Annotated in this window: 11 protein-coding genes and 1 pseudogene; 10 read left to right on the forward strand and 2 right to left on the reverse strand. The window is 67.1% G+C overall.

What is annotated here, in order from left to right; all coding sequences use genetic code 11:
• Window positions 1-7,861: SDR family NAD(P)-dependent oxidoreductase (locus tag ACWDKQ_RS18600; RefSeq protein WP_450139982.1), on the reverse strand; the 7,861-nt coding region annotated here is incomplete at its 3' end.
• A gap of 253 nt (window positions 7,862-8,114) precedes the next feature.
• Between ACWDKQ_RS18600 and ACWDKQ_RS18605 the strand changes: the two genes are divergently transcribed.
• From ACWDKQ_RS18605 to ACWDKQ_RS18645, 9 genes are all read left to right on the forward strand, one after another.
• The gene (locus tag ACWDKQ_RS18605) at window positions 8,115-9,362 is read left to right on the forward strand and encodes a cytochrome P450 (protein WP_450139983.1); all 1,248 of its coding nucleotides are present in this window, start codon (window positions 8,115-8,117) and stop codon (window positions 9,360-9,362) included.
• A gap of 785 nt (window positions 9,363-10,147) precedes the next feature.
• Complete coding sequence (gene ureA / locus ACWDKQ_RS18610) at window positions 10,148-10,471, forward strand: urease subunit gamma (RefSeq protein ID WP_450140003.1); 324 nt, start codon at window positions 10,148-10,150, stop codon at window positions 10,469-10,471.
• 2 nt (window positions 10,472-10,473) lie between these two features.
• Window positions 10,474-11,031 carry an urease subunit beta gene (locus tag ACWDKQ_RS18615; protein ID WP_450140004.1) on the forward strand — a complete coding sequence of 186 codons (558 nt, stop codon included), beginning with the start codon at window positions 10,474-10,476 and terminating at the stop codon, window positions 11,029-11,031.
• A complete protein-coding gene (gene ureC / locus ACWDKQ_RS18620; RefSeq protein WP_450139984.1) occupies window positions 11,021-12,952 on the forward strand; it encodes an urease subunit alpha in 1,932 nt (643 codons plus the stop codon). Before ACWDKQ_RS18615 ends, ureC begins: the two co-directional genes overlap by 11 nt.
• Window positions 12,953-12,962: 10 nt before the next feature.
• Window positions 12,963-13,622 (forward strand): urease accessory protein UreF, encoded by a 660-nt coding sequence (locus tag ACWDKQ_RS18625; RefSeq protein WP_450139985.1) that lies wholly within the window; start codon window positions 12,963-12,965, stop codon window positions 13,620-13,622.
• Window positions 13,623-13,635: 13 nt separating this feature from the next.
• Window positions 13,636-14,337 carry an urease accessory protein UreG gene (gene ureG, locus ACWDKQ_RS18630; RefSeq protein WP_450140005.1) on the forward strand — a complete coding sequence of 234 codons (702 nt, stop codon included), beginning with the start codon at window positions 13,636-13,638 and terminating at the stop codon, window positions 14,335-14,337.
• Complete coding sequence (locus ACWDKQ_RS18635; RefSeq protein ID WP_450139986.1) at window positions 14,334-15,146, forward strand: urease accessory protein UreD; 813 nt, start codon at window positions 14,334-14,336, stop codon at window positions 15,144-15,146. Before ureG ends, ACWDKQ_RS18635 begins: the two co-directional genes overlap by 4 nt.
• A 397-nt stretch (window positions 15,147-15,543) precedes the next feature.
• The gene (locus tag ACWDKQ_RS18640) at window positions 15,544-16,461 is read left to right on the forward strand and encodes an NADP-dependent oxidoreductase (protein WP_450139987.1); all 918 of its coding nucleotides are present in this window, start codon (window positions 15,544-15,546) and stop codon (window positions 16,459-16,461) included.
• A gap of 523 nt (window positions 16,462-16,984) precedes the next feature.
• On the forward strand, window positions 16,985-17,473 hold the full coding sequence (locus tag ACWDKQ_RS18645) for a hypothetical protein (RefSeq protein ID WP_450139988.1): 489 nt from the start codon (window positions 16,985-16,987) through the stop codon (window positions 17,471-17,473).
• Between the two features lie 639 nt (window positions 17,474-18,112).
• On the opposite strand, the gene ACWDKQ_RS18650 is transcribed toward ACWDKQ_RS18645, so the two are convergent.
• Entirely contained in the window at window positions 18,113-18,538 is a 426-nt protein-coding gene (locus ACWDKQ_RS18650; RefSeq protein WP_450139989.1) for an SsgA family sporulation/cell division regulator, read from the reverse strand.
• A 483-nt stretch (window positions 18,539-19,021) separates the two neighbouring features.
• On the opposite strand from ACWDKQ_RS18650, the pseudogene ACWDKQ_RS18655 reads away from it, so the two are divergent.
• Window positions 19,022-19,687 (forward strand): annotated as a pseudogene (locus tag ACWDKQ_RS18655) (FAD-dependent oxidoreductase); the annotation flags it as partial.
• Between the last annotated feature and the right edge of the window lie 33 nt (window positions 19,688-19,720).

The raw sequence follows: 19,720 nt of genomic DNA on the forward strand, positions 1-19,720 counted from the left end.
CCGGCGAACCGACACCACCGGGATAACGACACGCCATACCCACGATCACAACCGGATCATCCGACACCGGCACACCCACCGCCGTGGACACCACTCCCGGAGAACTCCCACCCACCAACTCAGACAACAAAAACTCCGCCAACACAAGCGGTGTCGGATAATCGAACACCAACGTCGCAGGCAACCGGACCCCCGTCGCCGTGGCCAGCACGGTGCGCAGTTCCACCGCGGTGAGGGAATCGACGCCCAGTTCGATAAAGGGCAGCGCGGGGTCGATCGCGTCCGCGCCAGTGTGACCCAGCACAGCGGCGATCCGGTCGCGCACCAACGCTACGACGGCGTCACCGCGCTCGCCGTCGGGCAACTCGCGGAGCTGCCCGGCCAGCGGTGTCGCCATCGCGCTCGCGGCGGCGCGGCGCACAGTCCCGCTTACCAGGCCTCGCAGCACGAATGGGATCTCGCCGGAACTCCGCAGGCGTGCGAAGTCCAGCGGTACCGGCACGACGGTTCCTTCGGCCGAACCGACCAGCGCGTCGAACAGGGACAGCCCCAGCTCAGCGGAAAGCGGCAACAGCCCGGCGCGCGTCATCCGCCGCCGGTGCGCCTGGGACGACATGCCCTCGCGTGCCAGGCCCGGCAGCTCCCAGGCGCCCCAGGCCAGTGACAGCGCGGGGAGCCCGAGCGAACGTCGATAGCGGGTCAACGCGTCCAGGGCAGCGTTCGCGGCGGCGTAGTTGCTCTGCCCGGGGTTGCCGAAGATCCCGGCTACAGAGGAGAAAACGACGAACGCGGAGGGCTCCATGCCCTTTGTGAGCTCGTGCAGATGCCAGGCGGCGTCGACCTTCGGCCCCAGTACCGCGTCGAACCGCTCCGGAGTCAGCGCGCTGAGCACGCCGTCGTCGAGCACCCCCGCGGCGTGGATCACCGCGGTCAGCGGATGCTCAACCGGAACCGACCCGAGCACCTCAGCCAACGCGCCGCGGTCGGCGACGTCGCAGGCCACCACCCGAACTTCAGCACCACGCGCGGCCAACTCCGCGACCAGTTCGGTCGCACCGTCGGCGGCCTCGCCGCGGCGGCTGAGCAGCAACAAGCGCCGCACACCACCTCCGGACACCAGGTGGCGGGCCAGCAGCGCGCCTAGGCCGCCGGTCCCACCAGTGATCAGCACGTGGTCATCGGCGTTCCACGGCCGCGCAGCGGGCGCAACGGCGAACCTTGCCAACCGGCCGACGAAGACCTCTCCCTCCCGCACCGTGAGCTGGGGCTCACCGGAGGCCAACGCCAATGACAACGCGACCTCGGACGCCGGTTCGTCGTCGAGGTCGACCAGCACGAACCGGCCCGGGTGTTCCGACTGCGCCGATCGCACCAGACCTTGGGCGGCGCCGAGCGCGGGGTCTCGGTCGGCGTGCCTGGTTACCACGGCCAATCGGGAGTCATCGAAGCGGTTGTCCCCCAGCCAGTTCTGAAGCAGCTCCAGCACCGCCGTGGTTACCTCGCGTACCGCCGCCGGCACCGAGGTGATGGTCGGGGGAAGCACTCTGGCCACGACCGTGGCGGGCACCGGTGCGTCGGTCTCGAGGGTGTCCAGCTCGACGAAGGCCGCGTCTCCGAGAGGGCCGGCCAGCGGCGACCAGTCAAGTCTGAACAGGGCGTCACGCGCACCGGAGACGTCGACCGGCGACATTCGCCGCAGGACGAGGGAGTCAGCGGAAGCCACTGGCAGACCGGAGGCATCTGCGATGGTGAAGGACACCGTGTCCGCTCCGGTCCGGACCAGCCGGACCCTCGCCGCTGAAGCGCCGGCGGCATGCAGGGAGAACCCGCTCCAGGAGAACGGCACCCGGCCGACTCCTGGCTCGTCGATACCGAGAAATCTGGTCGCCTGCACCACCGGATCGAGCACAGCGGGATGCAGCCGGTAGGCGTCCGAGTCAGTCGCGGCGGCAATCTCGGCAAAGACCTCGTCGCCTCGCCGCCACACCGCTTTCAGCCCCTGGAACGCCGGGCCGTAGTCGAACCCGTCCTCGGAACAATGCTCGTAGAACCCTTCCAGGCTCACGGGTACGGCTCCAGCTGGCGGCCATTGCACAGTCTCGGCCGTCGTCGCATCGCGCACGCCCAGCACACCGGTGGCGTGACGAACCCACGGTCCGTCGATCCCGGACCGCGAGTACACCCCGAGCGACCGGCCGCCCGCGGCTTCGACACCACCGACCACGACCTGCACGCCGACCTCGTCCGGCCCGGTGAAGATCAGCGGCGCTTCCAGGACGAGTTCCTCGATCCGATCGCACCCGGTCTCGTCGCCGGCTAGGACGGCCAGCTCCAGGAAAGCGGTGCCCGGCAACAGCACCGAACCACCGACGACATGGTCGGCCAGCCACGGCAGTGCTCCCATCGACAGGGTGCCGGTGAACACGTACCCCCCGCTTTCGGGCATGTCCACACCGGCGCCGAGCAGCGGGTGATCCGCGGGCCGCAGCCCCAGCGAAACTACGTCGTGAGGCTGCCTCGCCGCCCAGTAGCGCTCGCGCTGAAAGGCGTAGGTCGGCAGGTCGACGCGGTGGCAGCCGGCGAAGAAAGCACTCCACGCCACGGGCACGCCGACGGTGTGCATCCAGGACAGCGCGCTGACCACGGCCTCTTCCTCGCCCCGGTCCTCGTGCAGCACCACAACGGCCACCGCGTCGACGAGGGCGTCCCGGACCATGGCCGATAGCCCGCCGCCGGATCCCAGCTCGACGAACGTGGTGACACCGGCCGCTTCGAGAGCGCGCAGGCTGTCGGCGAACCGCACCGTCTCCCGCGCCTGGCGCACCCAGTACTCCGGCGTGCTCCACTCGTCGGTCACCAGCGCGCCGGTCACCGCAGACACCGCTGCGATCGACGGTCGTCGGAACTCGAGGCCTTCGACGGTGGTGCGGAACTCTCCCAGTACCGGGTCCGGCGAAGCGCCCTCCGGTAAGGGCGAAATCTCCTCCTCCGAGGCCTCAACCCCCACCACCGCGCCACCAGACGGCAACGCCCGCATCAACCGGTCACGGGCGGCCACCAGTACGCAAGCGTCCTCGAGAGACAGCACACCACAGGTGTGGGCGGCCGCGATCTCACCGATCGAATGGCCTGCCACGAAATCCGGCGCGATCCCCCACGACTCCAGCAACCTGAACAAGGCGACTTCGAGCGCGAACAACGCGGGTTGGGTGAAGCCGTTGCGCGCCAACGAGTCTTTGCCACCGGGCAGTGCCGTTCCCAGGCGCGCGGCGACGGCGTCGAAGGCCTCGGCGAAAACCGGGAACCGAGCGTGCAGCTCCTGCCCCACGCCCAGGCGCTGACTTTCCTGGCCGCCGAACAGCAGCGCCATTCTGGCACCCTCTCGTGCCATACCTTCGACCACTCCGGCTGCCGGGGCGCCCTGAGCCAGAGCGCTGAGCGCGGCGATCAGTCCGGCGCGGTCCCCGCCGACCACCGCCGCGCGGTGCGTGAAGGAAGTCCGCGAGGTGGCCAGCGAACAACCGATGTCAGAAAGTCCAAGCGACGCGTTCTCGTTCAGATGAGACAGCAATCGGGCCGCCTGCGAACGGACTCCTGCCCTGGTTCTCGCCGACAGCACCCATGCCGTGACACCTTGCTCTACCTCCGAAACCGGCTGCTCGGCGAGGTTCGTGACGGGAGCTTGTTCCAAGACGGCGTGCGCGTTTGTGCCGCTGATCCCGAACGAGGACACCGCAGCCCGCCTCGGACGGCCCGTGGCCGGCCACTGGACGTTCTCGGTCAGCAGCGAGACTGACCCGCCAGACCAGTCTACGAACGGCGACGGCTCGTCCGCATGCAGTGTGCGCGGGAGGATTCCGTGGCGCATCGAAAGAACCATCTTGATGACCCCGGCGACCCCGGCCGCGGCCTGAGTGTGCCCGAGGTTCGACTTCACCGAGCCCAGTCGCACCGGCCGGTCCGCGCGATCCCGGCCGTAGGTCGCCAGCACGGCCTCGGCTTCGATCGGGTCGCCCAGACGCGTACCTGTGCCGTGTGCCTCGACGACATCAATATCGGTGGCCGCCAGTCCGGCGGAGAGCAGTGCCTGACGGATCACCTTCTGTTGGGAAAGCCCATTGGGCGCGGTCAGACCGTTGGATGCGCCGTCGGAATTGATCGCGGTGCCGCGCACCACGGCCAGCACCGGGTGCCGGTTGCGACGCGCGTCGCTGAGACGCTCCACGAGGAGCAGGCCGACGCCCTCGGCGAAGCCGGTGCCGTCCGCGCCGGCGGAGAACGCCTTGCAACGGCCGTCCGCGGCGAGACCCTGCTGCCGGGCGAAGTCAGCGAAGATCTCCGGGGTCGCCATGAGCGTGACCCCGCCGGCCAGCGCCAGCTCACACTCTCCGGACCGCACAGCCTGCGCGGCGAGGTGCAGCGCGACCAGCGACGACGAGCACGCCGTGTCGACCGTGACAGCCGGGCCTTCGAGGCCGAAGATGTAGGCGACGCGGCCAGAGGCGACGCTGGTGACGCTGCCCGTCTCGGCGCTGCCCGCGTAACCGTTGTGGCCCAAGCCGGCGAACACACCGGTCCGGGTGCCACGCAGCGACTCCGGGAGAATCCCGGCCCGCTCCAAGGTCTCCCAGGCCACCTCCAGCAGGAGTCGCTGCTGGGGGTCCATCCCGGTCGCCTCGCGCGGTGAGATTCCGAAGAAGGCCGCGTCGAACTCCGCCATCCCGGGCAGGAAGCCGCCGACAGCCGGGTACGCGGGATCGGGCTGCCAGCCTCGGTCGAGCGGGAATTCGCCGAGCGCTTCACCGCCTTCGGCCAGCAGGTCCCAGAGTTCCTCGGGTGAGCTCACTCCGCCCGGATAACGGCAGCCCATCGCGACGATCACCACGGGATCTTCGGCGCTGGGAATGTCGCGCCCGGCCGGGCGCGCGGGGTCCGCCGCGCCCGAGAGCTCGGCATCGAGGTAACGGGCGAGGTCGCCCGGAGTCGGGTAGGAGTAGATGAGGCCGGTGGGCAGGCGCAGGCCGGTCGCGGTTGCCAGTGCCTTGCGGAACTCGACCGCGGTGACCGAATCCAGGCCGAGCTCACGGAAGGTCTCCGCGGACCCGATCCCGCCGGGAGCGGCGTACCCGAGCACCGTCGCCAGGCGGGTACGCACCAGTTCGAGGGTTCCCCCGGTCCAGCGGGGCGATTCGACCGGATTCTCCTCAGGCCGCACCGGAGCGGGCTCGCGGCCCGGCAGCCAATGGCTCTCCCGCTGGAAGGCGTAGGTCGGCAGCGGCACGCGGCCGTGGTCCCCTAACAAGGCCGTCCACTCCGGACTGACTCCGCGAACATGCAGCTGTGCCAGCGCGGTCAGCACCGTGGTCTCCTCGCTGCCGGCCGCACGCAACAAAGGAACCGCGACGACCTCGCCGACCGGTTCGTCTTCGACGATGTCCCTGGTGAGCGCCGAGAGCACCCCGTCCGGCCCGAGTTCGACGAACAGTTCGGTGCCATCGGCGCGCAGTGTCTTGACCGCGTCCGCGAACCGCACTGTCCCGCGCGCATGCCGCACCCAGTAACCGGGGGTCCGCCAGAGCTCGCCGGCTGGTTGACCGGTCAGAGTGGACACCATCGGAATCGACGCCTCGCCGAAGGTCAATCCGGCCACGACCTGACGGAACTCGTGAAGCATCGGGGCCATCAACGCCGAGTGGAACGCGTGGCTGACCCGCAACCGACGGGTCCAGCGCCCTGCGGCGGCCAAGGTGGCAGCGACCTGCTCGACGTCGACTGCAGCTCCCGCGAGCACCACCGATGAAGGGCCGTTGACGGCCGCCAGCGAAACCGCCGGCTGTTCGTCGAGCAGCGTTACTACCTCGGCTTCAGAGGCTTGAACTGCGATCATGGCGCCGCCGGTGGGCAATGCCTGCATCAATCGGCCGCGCGCCACCACCATGGCGCAGGCATCGTCGAGCGACAGCACACCGCAGACGTGCGCGGCGGCGATTTCGCCGATCGAATGCCCCACCACGAAGTCCGGAGTGATCCCCCATGACTCGAGCAGCCGGAACAGTGCGATCTCGAGCGCGAACAAGGCGGGCTGGGCAACTTCGGTCCGCGCCAGCGTCTCGTCGTCGGCGGAGAGCACGTCCAGACCGACCCGCGCGCACACGGCGTCGAAGGCCGCGGCGAACGCTGGGAACCGGGCGTGCAGCTCACGGCCCATACCGGCCCGCTGACTGCCTTGGCCCGCGAACAGGAACGCGACCTTGGGCTGGGCGAGAACAATTCCCTCGACCACGTCGTCCGCGTACTCGCCGCGGGCGAACGGCCGTAGCCGGGCCAGCAGTGCGTCGCGGTCGGCGCCGACGACCGCGACGCGGTGCTGGAACGCGGTTCGCGTGGTCGCGAGAGAAGAGGCCAGCTCAGCGGGCCGGAAGCCAGGATGGGCCTCGACGTGCTCGATCAGCGCCGCGGTCTGTGCGCGCAGCGCCGCCGGTGTCTTCGCCGAAAGTGTCCAGATGACCTCGGCGGTTCCGGTGTCCCGGCTGGGCTCCCGCACCGGCTCGGGCGCACCGGAGAGCACGACATGGCAGTTGGTGCCGCCCATCCCGAACGATGACACCCCCGCTAGCACTGGCCCGTCGCACTCCGGCCATTGCTGCGACGACCGCACGACCCGCATGTTCCAGTCGTCGAAGCGGATGGCGGGGTTCGGATGCTCGTAGTTGAGGCTCGCCGGGAGCCAGCGGTGTTTGACGGCGAGCGCGGCCTTGAGCAGTCCGACGATCCCGGCCGCGCCCTCCAGATGCCCGACGTTGGTCTTCGCCGAGCCGACCAGGAGCGCGTTGCCGGCGGACCGTCCGGCTCCCAGCACTGCGCCGAGCGCGGCAGCCTCGATCGGGTCCCCCACCTTCGTGCCGGTGCCGTGCAGCTCGACGTACTGGACCTCAGCCGGGTCCACTCCCGCGCGCCGGTACGCCTCCGCGAGCACCGCCCGCTGGGCGCGCTCGTTCGGAACGGTCAGCCCATCGCCGCCACCGTCGTTGTTCATGGCGGTCCCGCGGATCACGCAGTAGATGTCGTCGCCATCGCCAAGCGCGAGGGGCAGCGGCTTGAGGACGGCGAAACCGCCGCCTTCACCGCGCGCGTAGCCGTTCGCGCGTGCATCGAAGGTGAAGCAGAGCCCGTCTGGCGAAAGCGCGCCGAATCTGGCCGCGGCGGCCATGCTCTCCGCAGCCAGGTTCAGGGTGACCCCGCCGACCAGGGCGGCCGAAGACTCGCCGCGGCGCAGGCTCTCCACGGCGAGGTGAACAGCAACCAGGGAGGACGACTGACCGGAGTCGACGACCAGGCTCGGGCCGTGCACACCGAGCACGTACGACAAACGGTTGGCGATCATGCTCCGCTGCACACCGGTCGCCGTGTGGTGACCGATCTGGGAGCCGCCATCAGCGAAGCTCAACGTGGCGTAGTCGTCCCCCATCGCGCCCACGAACACGGCGACCCGCTCACCGCGCAGCGCACCCGGGACGATCCCGGCGTCTTCCAACGCTTCCCAGCCCAGCTCCAGCGTGAGCCGCTGCCGGGGGTCGAGTTCGGCGGCTTCACGAGGGGAGATCCCGAAGAAGGCGGCGTCGAACTGGTCGACCCCGGTGAGGAAACCACCACGAACGGTGCTCAGGCTCCCCCGCTCGGACAGTTCCGCGTCGAAACGTGCGGCTGCGTACGAGCGGTCCTGCGGAACGCTGGTGATCGCGCTCATGCCACCGGTGAGCAGATCCCAGAATCCGCGGGGATCCGCGGCTTGCGGTAATCGGCAGGACAATCCGACGACGGCTATCAGCTGTTCCGGATCTGAAGGCTCATACGACGCCATCAGGCGCCCGCACTTCGAACTCTGCGCATTGCCACATCCAGTATGGATTGTCCACACACGACGGCGCGACTTTACATCGCCACACCAGCCGCTTCCCGTCACCCACAATCGAAGAACACCAAAACTGCACTTTTTGGCAAGTGGAACTGAACAAAAGGGAAAATATCGCCGCTGCCCCGACTAATCCTTCCGTGCGCGGAATTGACGCGGTAAGGTTTCGGGTCGCCATCGAAACGAGGCAGGGTGCCCTGGCGTGAACATCAGATTAATGGGCGCGGGCCGGGCGTTGGCCGACCCCGCCGCCTACGCGAACGACGACCGAATACACAAGGCGCTGGCACTACTACGGCGGGAAGCTCCCGTGCACAGGGTCGAGGCGCCGGGGTACCGCCCGTTCTGGGCTGTCACACGGCACGCCGACGTGATGGAGATCGAACGTCAGCCCGACCTGTTCCGCAACGCGCCCCGCCCGATACTGGTCCCCGACGCGATGGAAAAACGGACAGCCGCACAGGGCACGAACTTCCGCACGCTGGTGTCGATGGACGGCGCCGAGCACCGGCAGGTCCGGGCCATCGGCACCGACTGGTTCGGACCAGGCGCGCTGCGTCGCTTGGAGACCCGTGTCACCGAGCTCGCCCGGCACTACGTCGACCGGATGCTCGAATTCGACGGCGAATGCGACTTCGTCATCGACATCGCCGTGCACTACCCGCTGGACGTCATCCTCTCCCTGCTCGGCTTGCCCAGATCGGACTTCCCGAGGCTGCTCTCGCTGGCCAAGGAGCTGTTGGGCAACGCCGACCAGGAGATCAACTGCGGCCGAGGGGAAGAGGGCTTCGTCGCCGTCCAGCAGGAGCTGCTCACCTACTTCAACGAGCTCACGGCCGCCCGCCGGGCCACCCCCACCGCAGACCTCGCCTCGGCCATCGCCAACGCCCGGATCGACGGTGCATTGCTGTCCGAGTTCGACGCGGCCTCCTACTACGTCCTGATCGCCACCGCGGGCCACGACACCACGAGCGCGACGATCGCGGGCGGCCTGCAGGCCCTGATCGAGAACCCCCAGCAGCTGCGGCAACTCCAGGACGACCTCACCCTCCTGCCTACCGCGATCGACGAAATGGTCCGATGGGTCACACCGATCAAATGCTTCCTGCGCACGGCCACCGAGGACTACGTGCTGCGTGGGACCACCATCCGCAAGGGTGACTCCCTGCTGTTGTCCTACCCTTCAGCCAACCGCGACGAGGACCTGTTCGAACAACCATTCCGCTTCGACATCCGCCGTACGCCAAACCGGCACCTGGCCTTCGGCTTCGGCGTCCACTACTGCCTCGGCGCGGCCCTGGCGAAGATGGAAGCCCGCGCGTTCTTTGCCGAGCTGCTGCCCCGGCTGGACAGTGTCCAGCTCGCCGGCAGGCCCGAACTGTTCGCCACCAATTTCATCGGTGGCCTCAAACACCTGCCCATCCGCTACAAGCTACGACCCAGCGCGTAGCGAACCGCTCTCAACCCGGATTCCTTCGACCCTCACCTGTTCATCAGTGCGCGTCACGGTTGTCGCAATCACCGTCGTATGGTCGGCCGGCGCGGGCTCCGTCAGCATGCAAAATGCCCAATCCAACAACGGAAATCAACGGGTAACCAATGTCCACTATGGAAGTACTTCTACTAGGCGCAGCGCATCTCCGGTGTGAGAGATAGATACGCCTCCGGCTTGTCATCTATCCGCAGGCGCCCGGGAAATTGGCAAGCCGTACAAGCCCCGGCGGCAACACCACCAGCTCGATGCGCTTCTGCGAGATCATCCGGCACATGATCTCCAACCATCACACGATCGCATCGGAAGTCGTTTCCTGGCAACGGCATTCAGCGTACTCATTCATGGTGAACCGTGGTGAACGGTGCTGTTGGTCGGCGGACTTTCCATGCCCCGTTTCGAGGCATGCGTTGCAGCATGTAACCACCCGAATGGGTTGATCTTTCATGCTTCTGCCGGAGCAAGGGCTGCCCCCTCTTGCTCTAGGGTCGAATTGTGCCCATCGAACGCCCTCAGTGTTGCGGCTTTATCCAGCTGTACCGGACGCGGACGGTGGTGATGGTGTCTCCCCGCTCCTCTGGCGACAAACCGACACTGCACAGCGCCGGTGTCGGCGCTTTGAGACATACCCGTGCGTGTCGCTCTGATTGGGGCGCAAGTCCCTACAAGCCGATTGACCATTCCTGAAGCGCAGCACGCGTCCGCGCGTGCGCCTGAACCAGATTCGAGCGGAGGCGCCTTCCATGCGTTTGTCCCCGAAAGATCGTGAAATGTTGCTGGTGCATGTTGCCGCCCAGCTTGCTCGCACGCGGCGTTCCCAAGGGGTTCAACTCAACTACCCCGAGGCGATGGCGATCATCACTGCTTACATTCTGGAAGAAGCCCGAGCCGGCCGTCAGACCGTTCCACAACTCATGGACAGCGCCACCAAGGTGGTGCGGCACAGCGAATGCATGGGAGGAGTGCCCGAGATGATGCGTGACCTCGCCGTCGAAGCGACATTTCCGGATGGCACCAAGATGGTCGTGCTGCAAAAGCCCATCCAACAGGACGAGGTGGCGGTTTGAGTATGGTTCCCGGCGAAGTGATCCCCGGTGACGAGCCCGTATCCTTCAACGACGAACCCGTCCCGCCTCCGCCCCGCCCAGCGGGTATGCCGTGGCGGCGCACGGTGTGGGTCAAGAACTTCGCAACCCGCGCCATTCAGGTAGGGTCGCACTTCCACTTCTACGAGGCCAACTCCGGGTATGCCAACACCGGGTCCGGCACCGCGGCGAACGTCGGTCCAGCGGTGCATGAGCCAGGCGGTCTCGCGGTTCTTGCTGACGCAGAAGGGGATCCGGTCAGCGAGGAAGAAAAACGGAAACTGACCGTCGGGTACCGACTGGATATCCGGGCGGGGACAGCGTGGCGATTCGAACCGGGATGCACCTACGAGGTGCCCCTCGTAGCGCTCGCCGGGGAGGGAACGGTAACAGGGCTGAGCACGCGTGGAAGCCTCAAGAACTGGGTCTGGTACCCAGCGCAGGGGCAAGACTCGGACGACGTCGAGACCTTTCAGTCGGCTTCTGTTGGCAGGGATGCCGTGCGTGGCTCTGACACTGACGGGGAGACGCATGAAGAGTGAGGAAACCGGGCGTGATTCGCGGGAGTTTCCCGACTCCCTGAAACGGCTTCACGGCACGGATCAACCCGTTGGGTTCTCCGCCCCGGTCAAGACGATTGACCGACAAGTCTACTGCGAGAGCTTCGGCCCCACGAAGGGCGACCAAGTCCGGCTCGCCGACACTGACATCTGCATCGAGGTGGAGGAGGATTACAGCCGGGGCCAGCACGGCAGCGGCAACGAGGTGGTGTTCGGCGGCGGCAAGGTCATCCGCGAGTCGATGGGCCAAGCCTCCTCGTCCCGTGAGCAAGGCACCCCGGACACGGTCATCACCGGCGCGCTGATCCTGGACTGGTGGGGCATCGTCAAGGCGGACGTAGCGCTGCGGGATGGCAAGATTTACGCCATCGGCAAAGCAGGTAATCCCCAGTGCATGAGCGATGTGCGGGCCGCGGGTCTTCCGATCAGGACCCACACAAATGATCCGGTGAGCGATCTTGTGATCGGCCCGGAGACCGAGATCATCGCCGGGAACGGAAAGATCCTCACGGCCGGGGCGATCGACACGCACGTGCACTTCCTTCTGCCTGAGCTGGCCGCGCATGCGCTAAGCGGTGGTATCACCACCTGCGTTGGTGGCGGCACGGGAATGGCCACCGGCAGTCTGGCAACGACCGCAACCCCTGGCGCCTGGAACATTCAACAGGCGATCAAGGCGATGGACACCGTTGCGCTCAACATCGGTCTGCATGGCAAAGGCAGCGCAGGCGGCGGCCAACAGGCGTGGAAGGCGCTGGAAAGCCAAGCAAAGGCGGGCGCCTGCGGCCTGAAGATCCACGAAGACTGGGGGGCGACCCCCGTAGCCCTCAGAGACGCGCTCGCCGCAGCGAACGAGTTCGGACTGCAGGTGTCACTGCATTCCGACACCCTCAACGAAGCTGGGTTCTACGAAAGCACAGCGCATGTCATCAGAAACAGTGGCCGCAGCATTCACAGCTTTCATACCGAGGGATCCGGCGGCGGACACGCTCCCGATATCCTGCAGTTGGCATCTATGGAGAAAGTGCTTCCGGCATCGACGAATCCGACCCTGCCATTGACGAGGAACACCGCCGCCGAGGCCAAATGGATGGTGATCCTTGCGCACCATCTGAACTCGCGAGACCCAAACGACATCGCCTTTGCCGAAAGCCGGGTCCGGCGGCACACCATCTTCGCGGAGAACGTGCTGCACGATCTCGGAGCGCTGTCCATCACCAGTTCCGACGCGCTGGCCATGGGACGTGTCGGGGAACTGGTGATGCGCACCTGGCAGACGGCTCACGTGATGAAGCAGTACTGGGCCGACACCATGCAGGGGCAGTTCCCGGACCGGGATCAGGCTGGCGACATGGACATGCGCCACGACAACGAGCGTGCCAAGCGCTACATCGCCAAGTACACCATCAATCCGGCAATCGCCCAAGGCATGGACGACGACATCGGGTCCATTGAGGTCGGCAAGTACGCGGACCTGGTGCTTTGGGATCCGCGGTTTTTCGGAGTCCGCTCTGAGATGGTGTTGCAGGCCGGAGTTCAGGTCTGGGCAGTTTGTGGTGACCCGAACGCATCCGTGTCACAGCCGGAGCCTTATTGGGGACGCATCAACTGGGGCAGCTCGGGCAAGGCGGTGACCTCGTGCACGCGCGTGTTCGTTTCTCCGGTGGCGAAATCCAACAAAGACGCCCTCGGAACCGAAACGCCGTGGGTGCCGATCAAACCGACCGGCGAACTGAACAAGAAGAACATGAAGAAAAACGCTACCCTGCCAACGATTCACGTCGGGAACAAACAACAGAACACCGAAGACTCCTACATCGTGACCATCGACGACCAGGAGTATCCGGCGCCAGCATCACCGCCGGACCATATTCCGATGACGCAACGGTACTCCCTGTTCTAGGAGCGGTCGCATGCCCATCCTGCACGCAGCAGCGCTTCTGCTGGCTGATGGCCGACTGCCTACCGGTGGCCACGCGCACTCAGGCGGAGTCGAGACAGCGGTCGCGACCGGAGTGGTACGCACCATTGACGAACTGCGGGAGTTCTGCCGGGGCCGGCTGCACACCACCGGCAGCACTGCGGCGGGACTGGCCGCAGCCGCCGCCAGCGGCGCTGACCTTGCGCATCTGGACGCCGAGGCGGATGCCCGCACGCCTTCGCCGACGCTGCGGTCCATCTCCCGGCGGCTTGGCCGGCAGATGCTGCGCACAGCACGGAACCTGTGGTGGTCCGAGCGGCTGGCTGCGGCTGCAAACACCCCAGACGGTCCGCACCACCCCGTGGTCCTGGGATGTCTGTCGGCCGCGGCCGAACTCACCCCGCGCGAGGCAGCGCTGCTGGCGGCAGTCGACTCCATCACCACTCCGGCCGCAGCCGCTCTCCGGCTCCTGGGCCTGGACCCGTTCCAAGTCTCCGGGGTGCTGGCGGCCCTGTCGGGGGCGGCGGATGCCGTCGCCGACAACGCGGCCATGCTCGTCGCCGCCGGGACGCTGCCGTCTGGGGCCGCACCCTTGCTCGAGGTCTACGCCGAACAACACGCCGCCATGGAGGTGCATCTCTTTGCATCGTGACGACAACCATAATCTGCACTGGGGTGGTGGAACGGTCAGCGCCCCTGTCGCGGCCCCACCGGGAGACCCAGCCGAACGGGGCCTGTGGGTGGGCATCGGTGGTCCGGTCGGAGTCGGCAAGACCGCACTGGTGGCCGCGATCTGTGAACAGCTACGGGAACAGCTGCGACTGGGTGTCGTGACCAATGACATCTACACCACCGAGGACGCGGACTACCTCAAAAACCGGGGCGCACTCCCACCCGAACGCATCGTCGCCGTGGAGACGGGGGCCTGCCCGCACAGCGCCGTACGCGACGACATCTCCGCCAACCTGGAAGCCGCCGAGCAGTTGGCAAGGAAAGCGCGGGCCCAAGACGGCGAGCCGCTGGACCTGCTGCTCATCGAAAGCGGCGGTGACAATCTCACCATGACCTTCAGCCGGGGGCTGGTGGACGCCTGGATCTTCGTACTCGATGTCGCCGGCGGCGACGACGTTCCCCGCAAAGGCGGCCTGGGGGTCACCAGCGCAGACCTCCTCGTCATCAACAAGGTCGACCTGGCGCCCTATGTGGGTGCCGACCCCGAGCGCATGATCCATGACGGCCAAGCCAGAAGGGAAGGCCGCCCCACCGTCATGAACTCCCTGCAGCAGGACCCGGCGGCCTCGCACGTGGTCGACTGGATTCGGCATCTGCTGGACGCACGGCAACCAGTCCGTTTCGGAGGATCATGACCCGCTCTGCTGCTCCCACCGTGGGGCGAACCGGCATTCGTGCGCGGGCCCGTCTCACCGTCCGGCAGGGAAAACGGGGCCTGACCGTGCCAACGCAGATGTTCGGCGAACCCCCATACCACCTTCAGCAGGTCGGCCGGGCCGACACCGTGCCACTCCGGGTGCTCATGAGCGGCTCCTGCGCCGGCCCGCTGGGCGGTGACCACTACACCGTCGACGTCGACGTGGGACGCGGTGCGGTCCTGGAGTTCGGCAGTGCCGCAGCCGCCGTCGCGCTGCCCTCCTCCGACCAGCACCCCTCTCACATCGCAACGCACATCCATGTTGATACCGGCGGACGTCTCCTGTGGGCACCTCAACCCACCATCTACGGCGGAGGTAGTCGTCACCACACCAGCACCAGCATTGAGCTCCGCGATGGCGCCAGCCTCATCTACCGGGAGACACTGGCGCTGGGCCTGCACGGCAAGCTCCCGGCCATGGCTGTCTCCCACATCAGGGTCACGCTCAACGGAAAACCGTTGTGGGACCAAGAAACTGCCCTCGGATACGAGGTCCCCGGCAGCATGGGGCCCGCCATCACCGCTGGAGCCCAAGTCCTGCAACAAACCCTGCTCGTCCGCCCCAACCTGTGGTGGCACGGCGCCACACACGACGTACCAGCGCAACTACTGGCCCCAGGTAGTTGCCTACTCCCCTTGGCAGCGGGCCCAGCATTGCTCATCAGTGTGCTAGCCAAGCACGTGGAGGAAGCAACCCGAATCTCGGCTAAAGGCTTGACCCTGGCTGGGCTCACCGACACGCCATAGCCCCGGCCAACTTCGTCGCGCTTCGCCGACGTGCTCGACACCGCATGGTGAACGGCCACCTGCCACGCTCGGTGCGGCCGCCGGGCTGCGGGGCCACCGGCACGCGGCAGCATCCGTCATGCTTTCGCCTCCCCGACTTAAAGGCTCCGGCAATTGGGTCATTTGAGGCGTCGCGTGGTGGGTCGGGTGTCCCAGTGCTAGAGCGGTCTGGCGGGTGCGGGACGGACGACTGCGGACGAACATCGGCAACGTCGCGTCCCTCGACGACGCCGTCGCCGACTTCAAATCCGACCGAGCGGCGCAAGGGAAAGACGATCAACCGCGTTCGTCCGTGAGCGACACGCGCGCGGCGATGCAACATTTCTACCAAGGCCAAATGACCGAGGAGACAATTCCCATGAAGGCGATCGTGGTGACGGACCAGGCTGCGGGAACGGCCGGGATGACGCTGGTGGAGCGGCCCGAGTCGCCGGCAGCGATAAATGACGTCGTTGTTCAGGTTCATGCGTCGGGGTTCGTCCCGACTGAGCTGACGTGGCCCTCGACCTGGGCCGATCGCGCCGGCCGTGACCGGACACCGTCGATCCCTGGGCACGAGTTGGCCGGAGTGGTCGCCGCTGTCGGGTACGGCACGACGGGGCTGTCGGTGGGACAGCGGGTGTTCGGCCTCGCGGACTGGCATCGTGACGGCACCCTGGCGGAGTACGTGGCCGTCGAGGCACGCAACCTCGCGCCGCTGCCGGGCGACGTCGACTTCACGGTGGGCGCGAGCCTGCCGATCTCGGGCTTGACCGCATGGCAGGGGCTGTTCGAGCACGGTCACCTTCAGGCGGGGCAGAGCGTCCTCGTACATGGCGCGGCCGGCGCAGTCGGGACGATGGTGACGCAACTCGCACGTGAGTTCGGCGCATACGTTATCGGCACCGGACGCGCCGCCGACCGCCAGAAGACGCTCGACTTCGGCGCGCAGGAGTTCGTCGACCTCGGCAACGACGCCCTGGAAGACGTCGGCGGCATCGACCTGGTGTTCGATGTCATCGGCGGCGACATCCAGAGGCGGTCCGCAGGCCTGATTCGAGCCGGAGGAACGCTGGTGTCCGTCGTCGGGCCGACTGAGGCGCGGCCCACCGACGGCCTGGCGGTCGACTTTGTTGTCGAGTCCGATCGTGGCCAACTTGGTGAGATCGTGCAGCGAGTGCGGGAAGGACGACTGCGGACGAACATCGGCAACGTCGCGGCCCTCGACGACGCCGTCGCGGCACTTAATCCGACCGAGCGACGCGAGGGGAAGACGATCATCCGCGTTCGTCCGTGAGGACTCTGGGACAGCCACCGGTCCTTGGGGGCGCCGATAAAGGCGAAATGGCGCGGCGGCGCGAAATCATGCTTGATCAATTAGATAGCGGTCGCGATCAGCGCGACCGGCCCTCACTCTCGCAGCGGGCTACCTAGATCAATTAGCCGTTGGCCTGGGCTAACTGGGCAGTTGGTGCGTTCAGAGAGGCGCGTGCCGCAACGGGACCACCAGGGCGGTACCCGTACACCCCCCGCCCGGGGAGGCGTCGGCGTGGTCTACGAGACAGACTTGCCGAACTGCTGCCCTCGTTGTCACCGCGGCGACGGGACATGGAAGCCAGACCTTCGGTCATGCCTGAACCGCGCGGTAGCGACGGCTGCGGTGCGGCGACCCGGAACCGAGCAAGGCCGCCAGCTCGATCGCCGTGTACGTACCTTCGGATAGATACGCAGCGACCTACGTAGTGCCACCGATGTCTGCGTGTTCGGGACTAAAGACACTTGATGTCAACCCGACAATAGATCCGTTCAAGGTAAGGACCATGCTCCCCCTGTCCCACCCCGACCGAATCGAACCGGATTCGCCGCGGCCCCGACGTTCGTCGTACCCCTCCCGGCCCAGCGCCGCGGAGGTACTGCGGTACGGCGAACGCTACGCGGACGTCCGTGACCCGCGCCTTGCACACACCTTGATCCTCGAGGATGCGATGGAGGAACGCGAGGAGATTTCGGCTCACGAGCGCATCACCTGCCACGTTCACCGTCGCTGGGCACACGAATGCATCGCTTCGCCGATGCACGTCATCCCCGTCACCGGACACCGCTGGTGCCGCCGCTGCGAGGCCGAGGCGTCCGTCGCGGTCGACGAGGTGACCGGATCGGTGACCGTGGTGTGCACGCGGTGCCGCCAGAGCCTCGAGACCGCGGCGACCCGGCAGGTCATCCGGACCTGCCGAGCCAGCCTTGCCGCTGCGCACGAAAGCCGCCGAGCCCGTGTGCAGGCGCAGAATTCCGCCTCGGCTGCGGCCTGAACGGTCAGCTCGACGCCCTACGCACCCAGGTCATGACCACCATCACCGACGCCGAATGGCGGCACGGGACCCCACCGCGGTCTACCTGGCTCTGCTGGCCCGGTTTGCCCTTCGTTGACCAGGCCGTTTCCGTGGCCCGCCGTATGGAGTTCGGCGCACCGGCACCCCGCCCAAGGCCGCCACTAGATCCCGTCCCGGTCTCTACGAGCTCGCAGGTCGTCGTGGCCGCGGCTCGGTTGGTGCTGGCCGAGTTCCCCGAAAGAACCGGTATTCACCCAAGCTGACGATGCCCTGCGGCGCGCTGCACAGCAGCACCGATCGCGGTAAAGCCGCATGAAGTCCAGATTCCCCCGCATTAGGTCTTCGTCGGCCGCCGTGTTGACGGGCTCATTCTCGCCGACTCCCTCATCGACCAGTGACCACCCGTCGCCGGAGACAGCGATGTTGCGCTGGTGTCCGTCTTCCGATGCAGGCGCCCCGTCGCACCTCTCAGTCGTCGCCGACGAGTACGTTGGCGGATACGCCGACGTCAGACACCTCGCCGAGCAGGGACACCACGATCTCGTCGTCCCCGATATTCCACGCCGCCAGCTCCTGCGGCCGGCCGCCTGGCGTGCGGCGCTTCGGGAGAGCCGGGCACTACAGGTTGTGCGAGAGCAGCCGGCTCAGTGCCTCGTCGACGTTCATCCAACGGTGTTCGTCACCGGGTGCGACCACGTCGTAGGTGTCGTTCAGGAACTCCACAAGCTGATCGGCATTCACTTCGAAGGTCGCCTGCCCCCACGGCGAGCTCAACGCGATAACGAGCAACCCCGGAAAGCCCAGTCGAGGGCCGATTCGCACATCACCTTCGCCCGCCTCAGCTACCAGCCCGTCGGCCAGCAGCTCGCGGGCGATCACCCAATCCACCTCACCGTCCGTGCCCACGTTGAGCTTCATGGAGATCTCGTACGGGTTGCGGCTGTCGTACCCCAATTCCACGCCGACCGGCGTCATCACACCCGCCGGGGCTACCAGGTTGAAGACCATGGTGGCGAGCACCTTGCCGTGATCGTTTGCCATCATGTCCGCACTCCCAAGCATCGGCTTTGCTTCCGAGACACCAGCATGCCCAACCCGGGTTCATGCCTTCTTCACGAAGTCTTCAGGCGCCGGCTCGCCCTGCAACGCCGAGGCCCCGGGGCGAGGTGCCGGAGTGCGTCATTTGCGCCAGCACGCCTTGCAACCCGCCGTGGTGCGGAGTCGGCGCCTCCGTACCCACCGAGCAACCCCGCGGTCAGGGACCCCAGCGCCAGGGGCGACGTGTCGCCGAGGCGACCGACGAAGTAGATCTCCCCTGCGATCGGGGCCAGCTCTACCGCGACGTCGAACAGCAGCGACCGCAGCGAGCCATTCCCACGACAACCACGAGCGCTGCTGTTCGGCCGACACCAGATAGGTGCCATTCGGGCGTCGCGGAGACCAGCCGGCGGGCGGAGCAGAACGGCTCCAGCGCGGTGAGCAGCGCCGGCGGCAGACCCAGCCGGTTGATTAGGAACATCTCCATACAAGCGCGGCATCAAGTTCAAGACCGGGGCGAGGTTCGCCGGCGCGCGGCAGACGGCTTCGGGCAGGTCGGTCAGCCTGGAAACGGCGAGCAGTACGACGCCGAGGTGTTGCTGGTCGCGGTTGGGCGCGGCCCGAGCACGGCGGGGCCGGGTTCGAGGAAGCCGGGGTGGAGATGGACCGCGGTTTCGTGCTCAGCGACGCCGCCTGCGCACCAACCTGCCCGGCGTCTACGCCGTCGGCGACATCGTCCCCGGCTCGCAGCTGGCCCACCCAGCTTCCCGCAGGGCATCTTCATCGCCCGAGGACATCGCCGGCCTGAACCCGCAGCCGATCGACGAGGCGGGCATCCCGCGCGTGGCCTACTCCCACCCCGAGGGCGCCTCGCCTCACCAAGATCGCCGCCAAGGAGCAGTAGGCGAGGTGCGGACCTTCACCTACGACCCAGCCGGAACGGCAATAGCCAGATCCTCAAGACCGCCGGTGCGGTCAAGCTCGTGTGCGCCGCCAACGGCCCGGTCCTCGGACCGCACCTGGTCGGCGACCGCGTCGGTGAACTCGTCGGCGAAGCCCGGCTAATTTACAATGGACGCCCACCCCGCCCAGACCGAAGCCCTCGGCGAGGGCCACCTCGCCCTGGCGGGCAAACCGCTGCACGTGCACGGCTGACCAGCATGCAGACCGCCTGCGTGCTTGCGGCCG

The sequence above is a fragment of the Saccharopolyspora sp. NPDC000995 genome (genome assembly GCF_053599315.1).

Excerpts from the sequence above, each read along its gene's own strand:
- ACWDKQ_RS18625 (WP_450139985.1), top strand. The coding sequence starts at position 12,963 with ATGCCCATCCTGCACGCAGCAGCGCTTCTGCTGGCTGATGGCCGACTG.
- ACWDKQ_RS18615 (WP_450140004.1), top strand. The coding sequence starts at position 10,474 with ATGGTTCCCGGCGAAGTGATCCCCGGTGACGAGCCCGTATCCTTCAAC.
- ureC (WP_450139984.1), top strand. The coding sequence starts at position 11,021 with ATGAAGAGTGAGGAAACCGGGCGTGATTCGCGGGAGTTTCCCGACTCC.
- ACWDKQ_RS18640 (WP_450139987.1), top strand. The coding sequence starts at position 15,544 with ATGAAGGCGATCGTGGTGACGGACCAGGCTGCGGGAACGGCCGGGATG.
- ACWDKQ_RS18635 (WP_450139986.1), top strand. The coding sequence starts at position 14,334 with ATGACCCGCTCTGCTGCTCCCACCGTGGGGCGAACCGGCATTCGTGCG.
- ACWDKQ_RS18650 (WP_450139989.1), bottom strand. The coding sequence starts at position 18,538 with ATGATGGCAAACGATCACGGCAAGGTGCTCGCCACCATGGTCTTCAAC.
- ACWDKQ_RS18645 (WP_450139988.1), top strand. The coding sequence starts at position 16,985 with ATGCTCCCCCTGTCCCACCCCGACCGAATCGAACCGGATTCGCCGCGG.
- ureA (WP_450140003.1), top strand. The coding sequence starts at position 10,148 with ATGCGTTTGTCCCCGAAAGATCGTGAAATGTTGCTGGTGCATGTTGCC.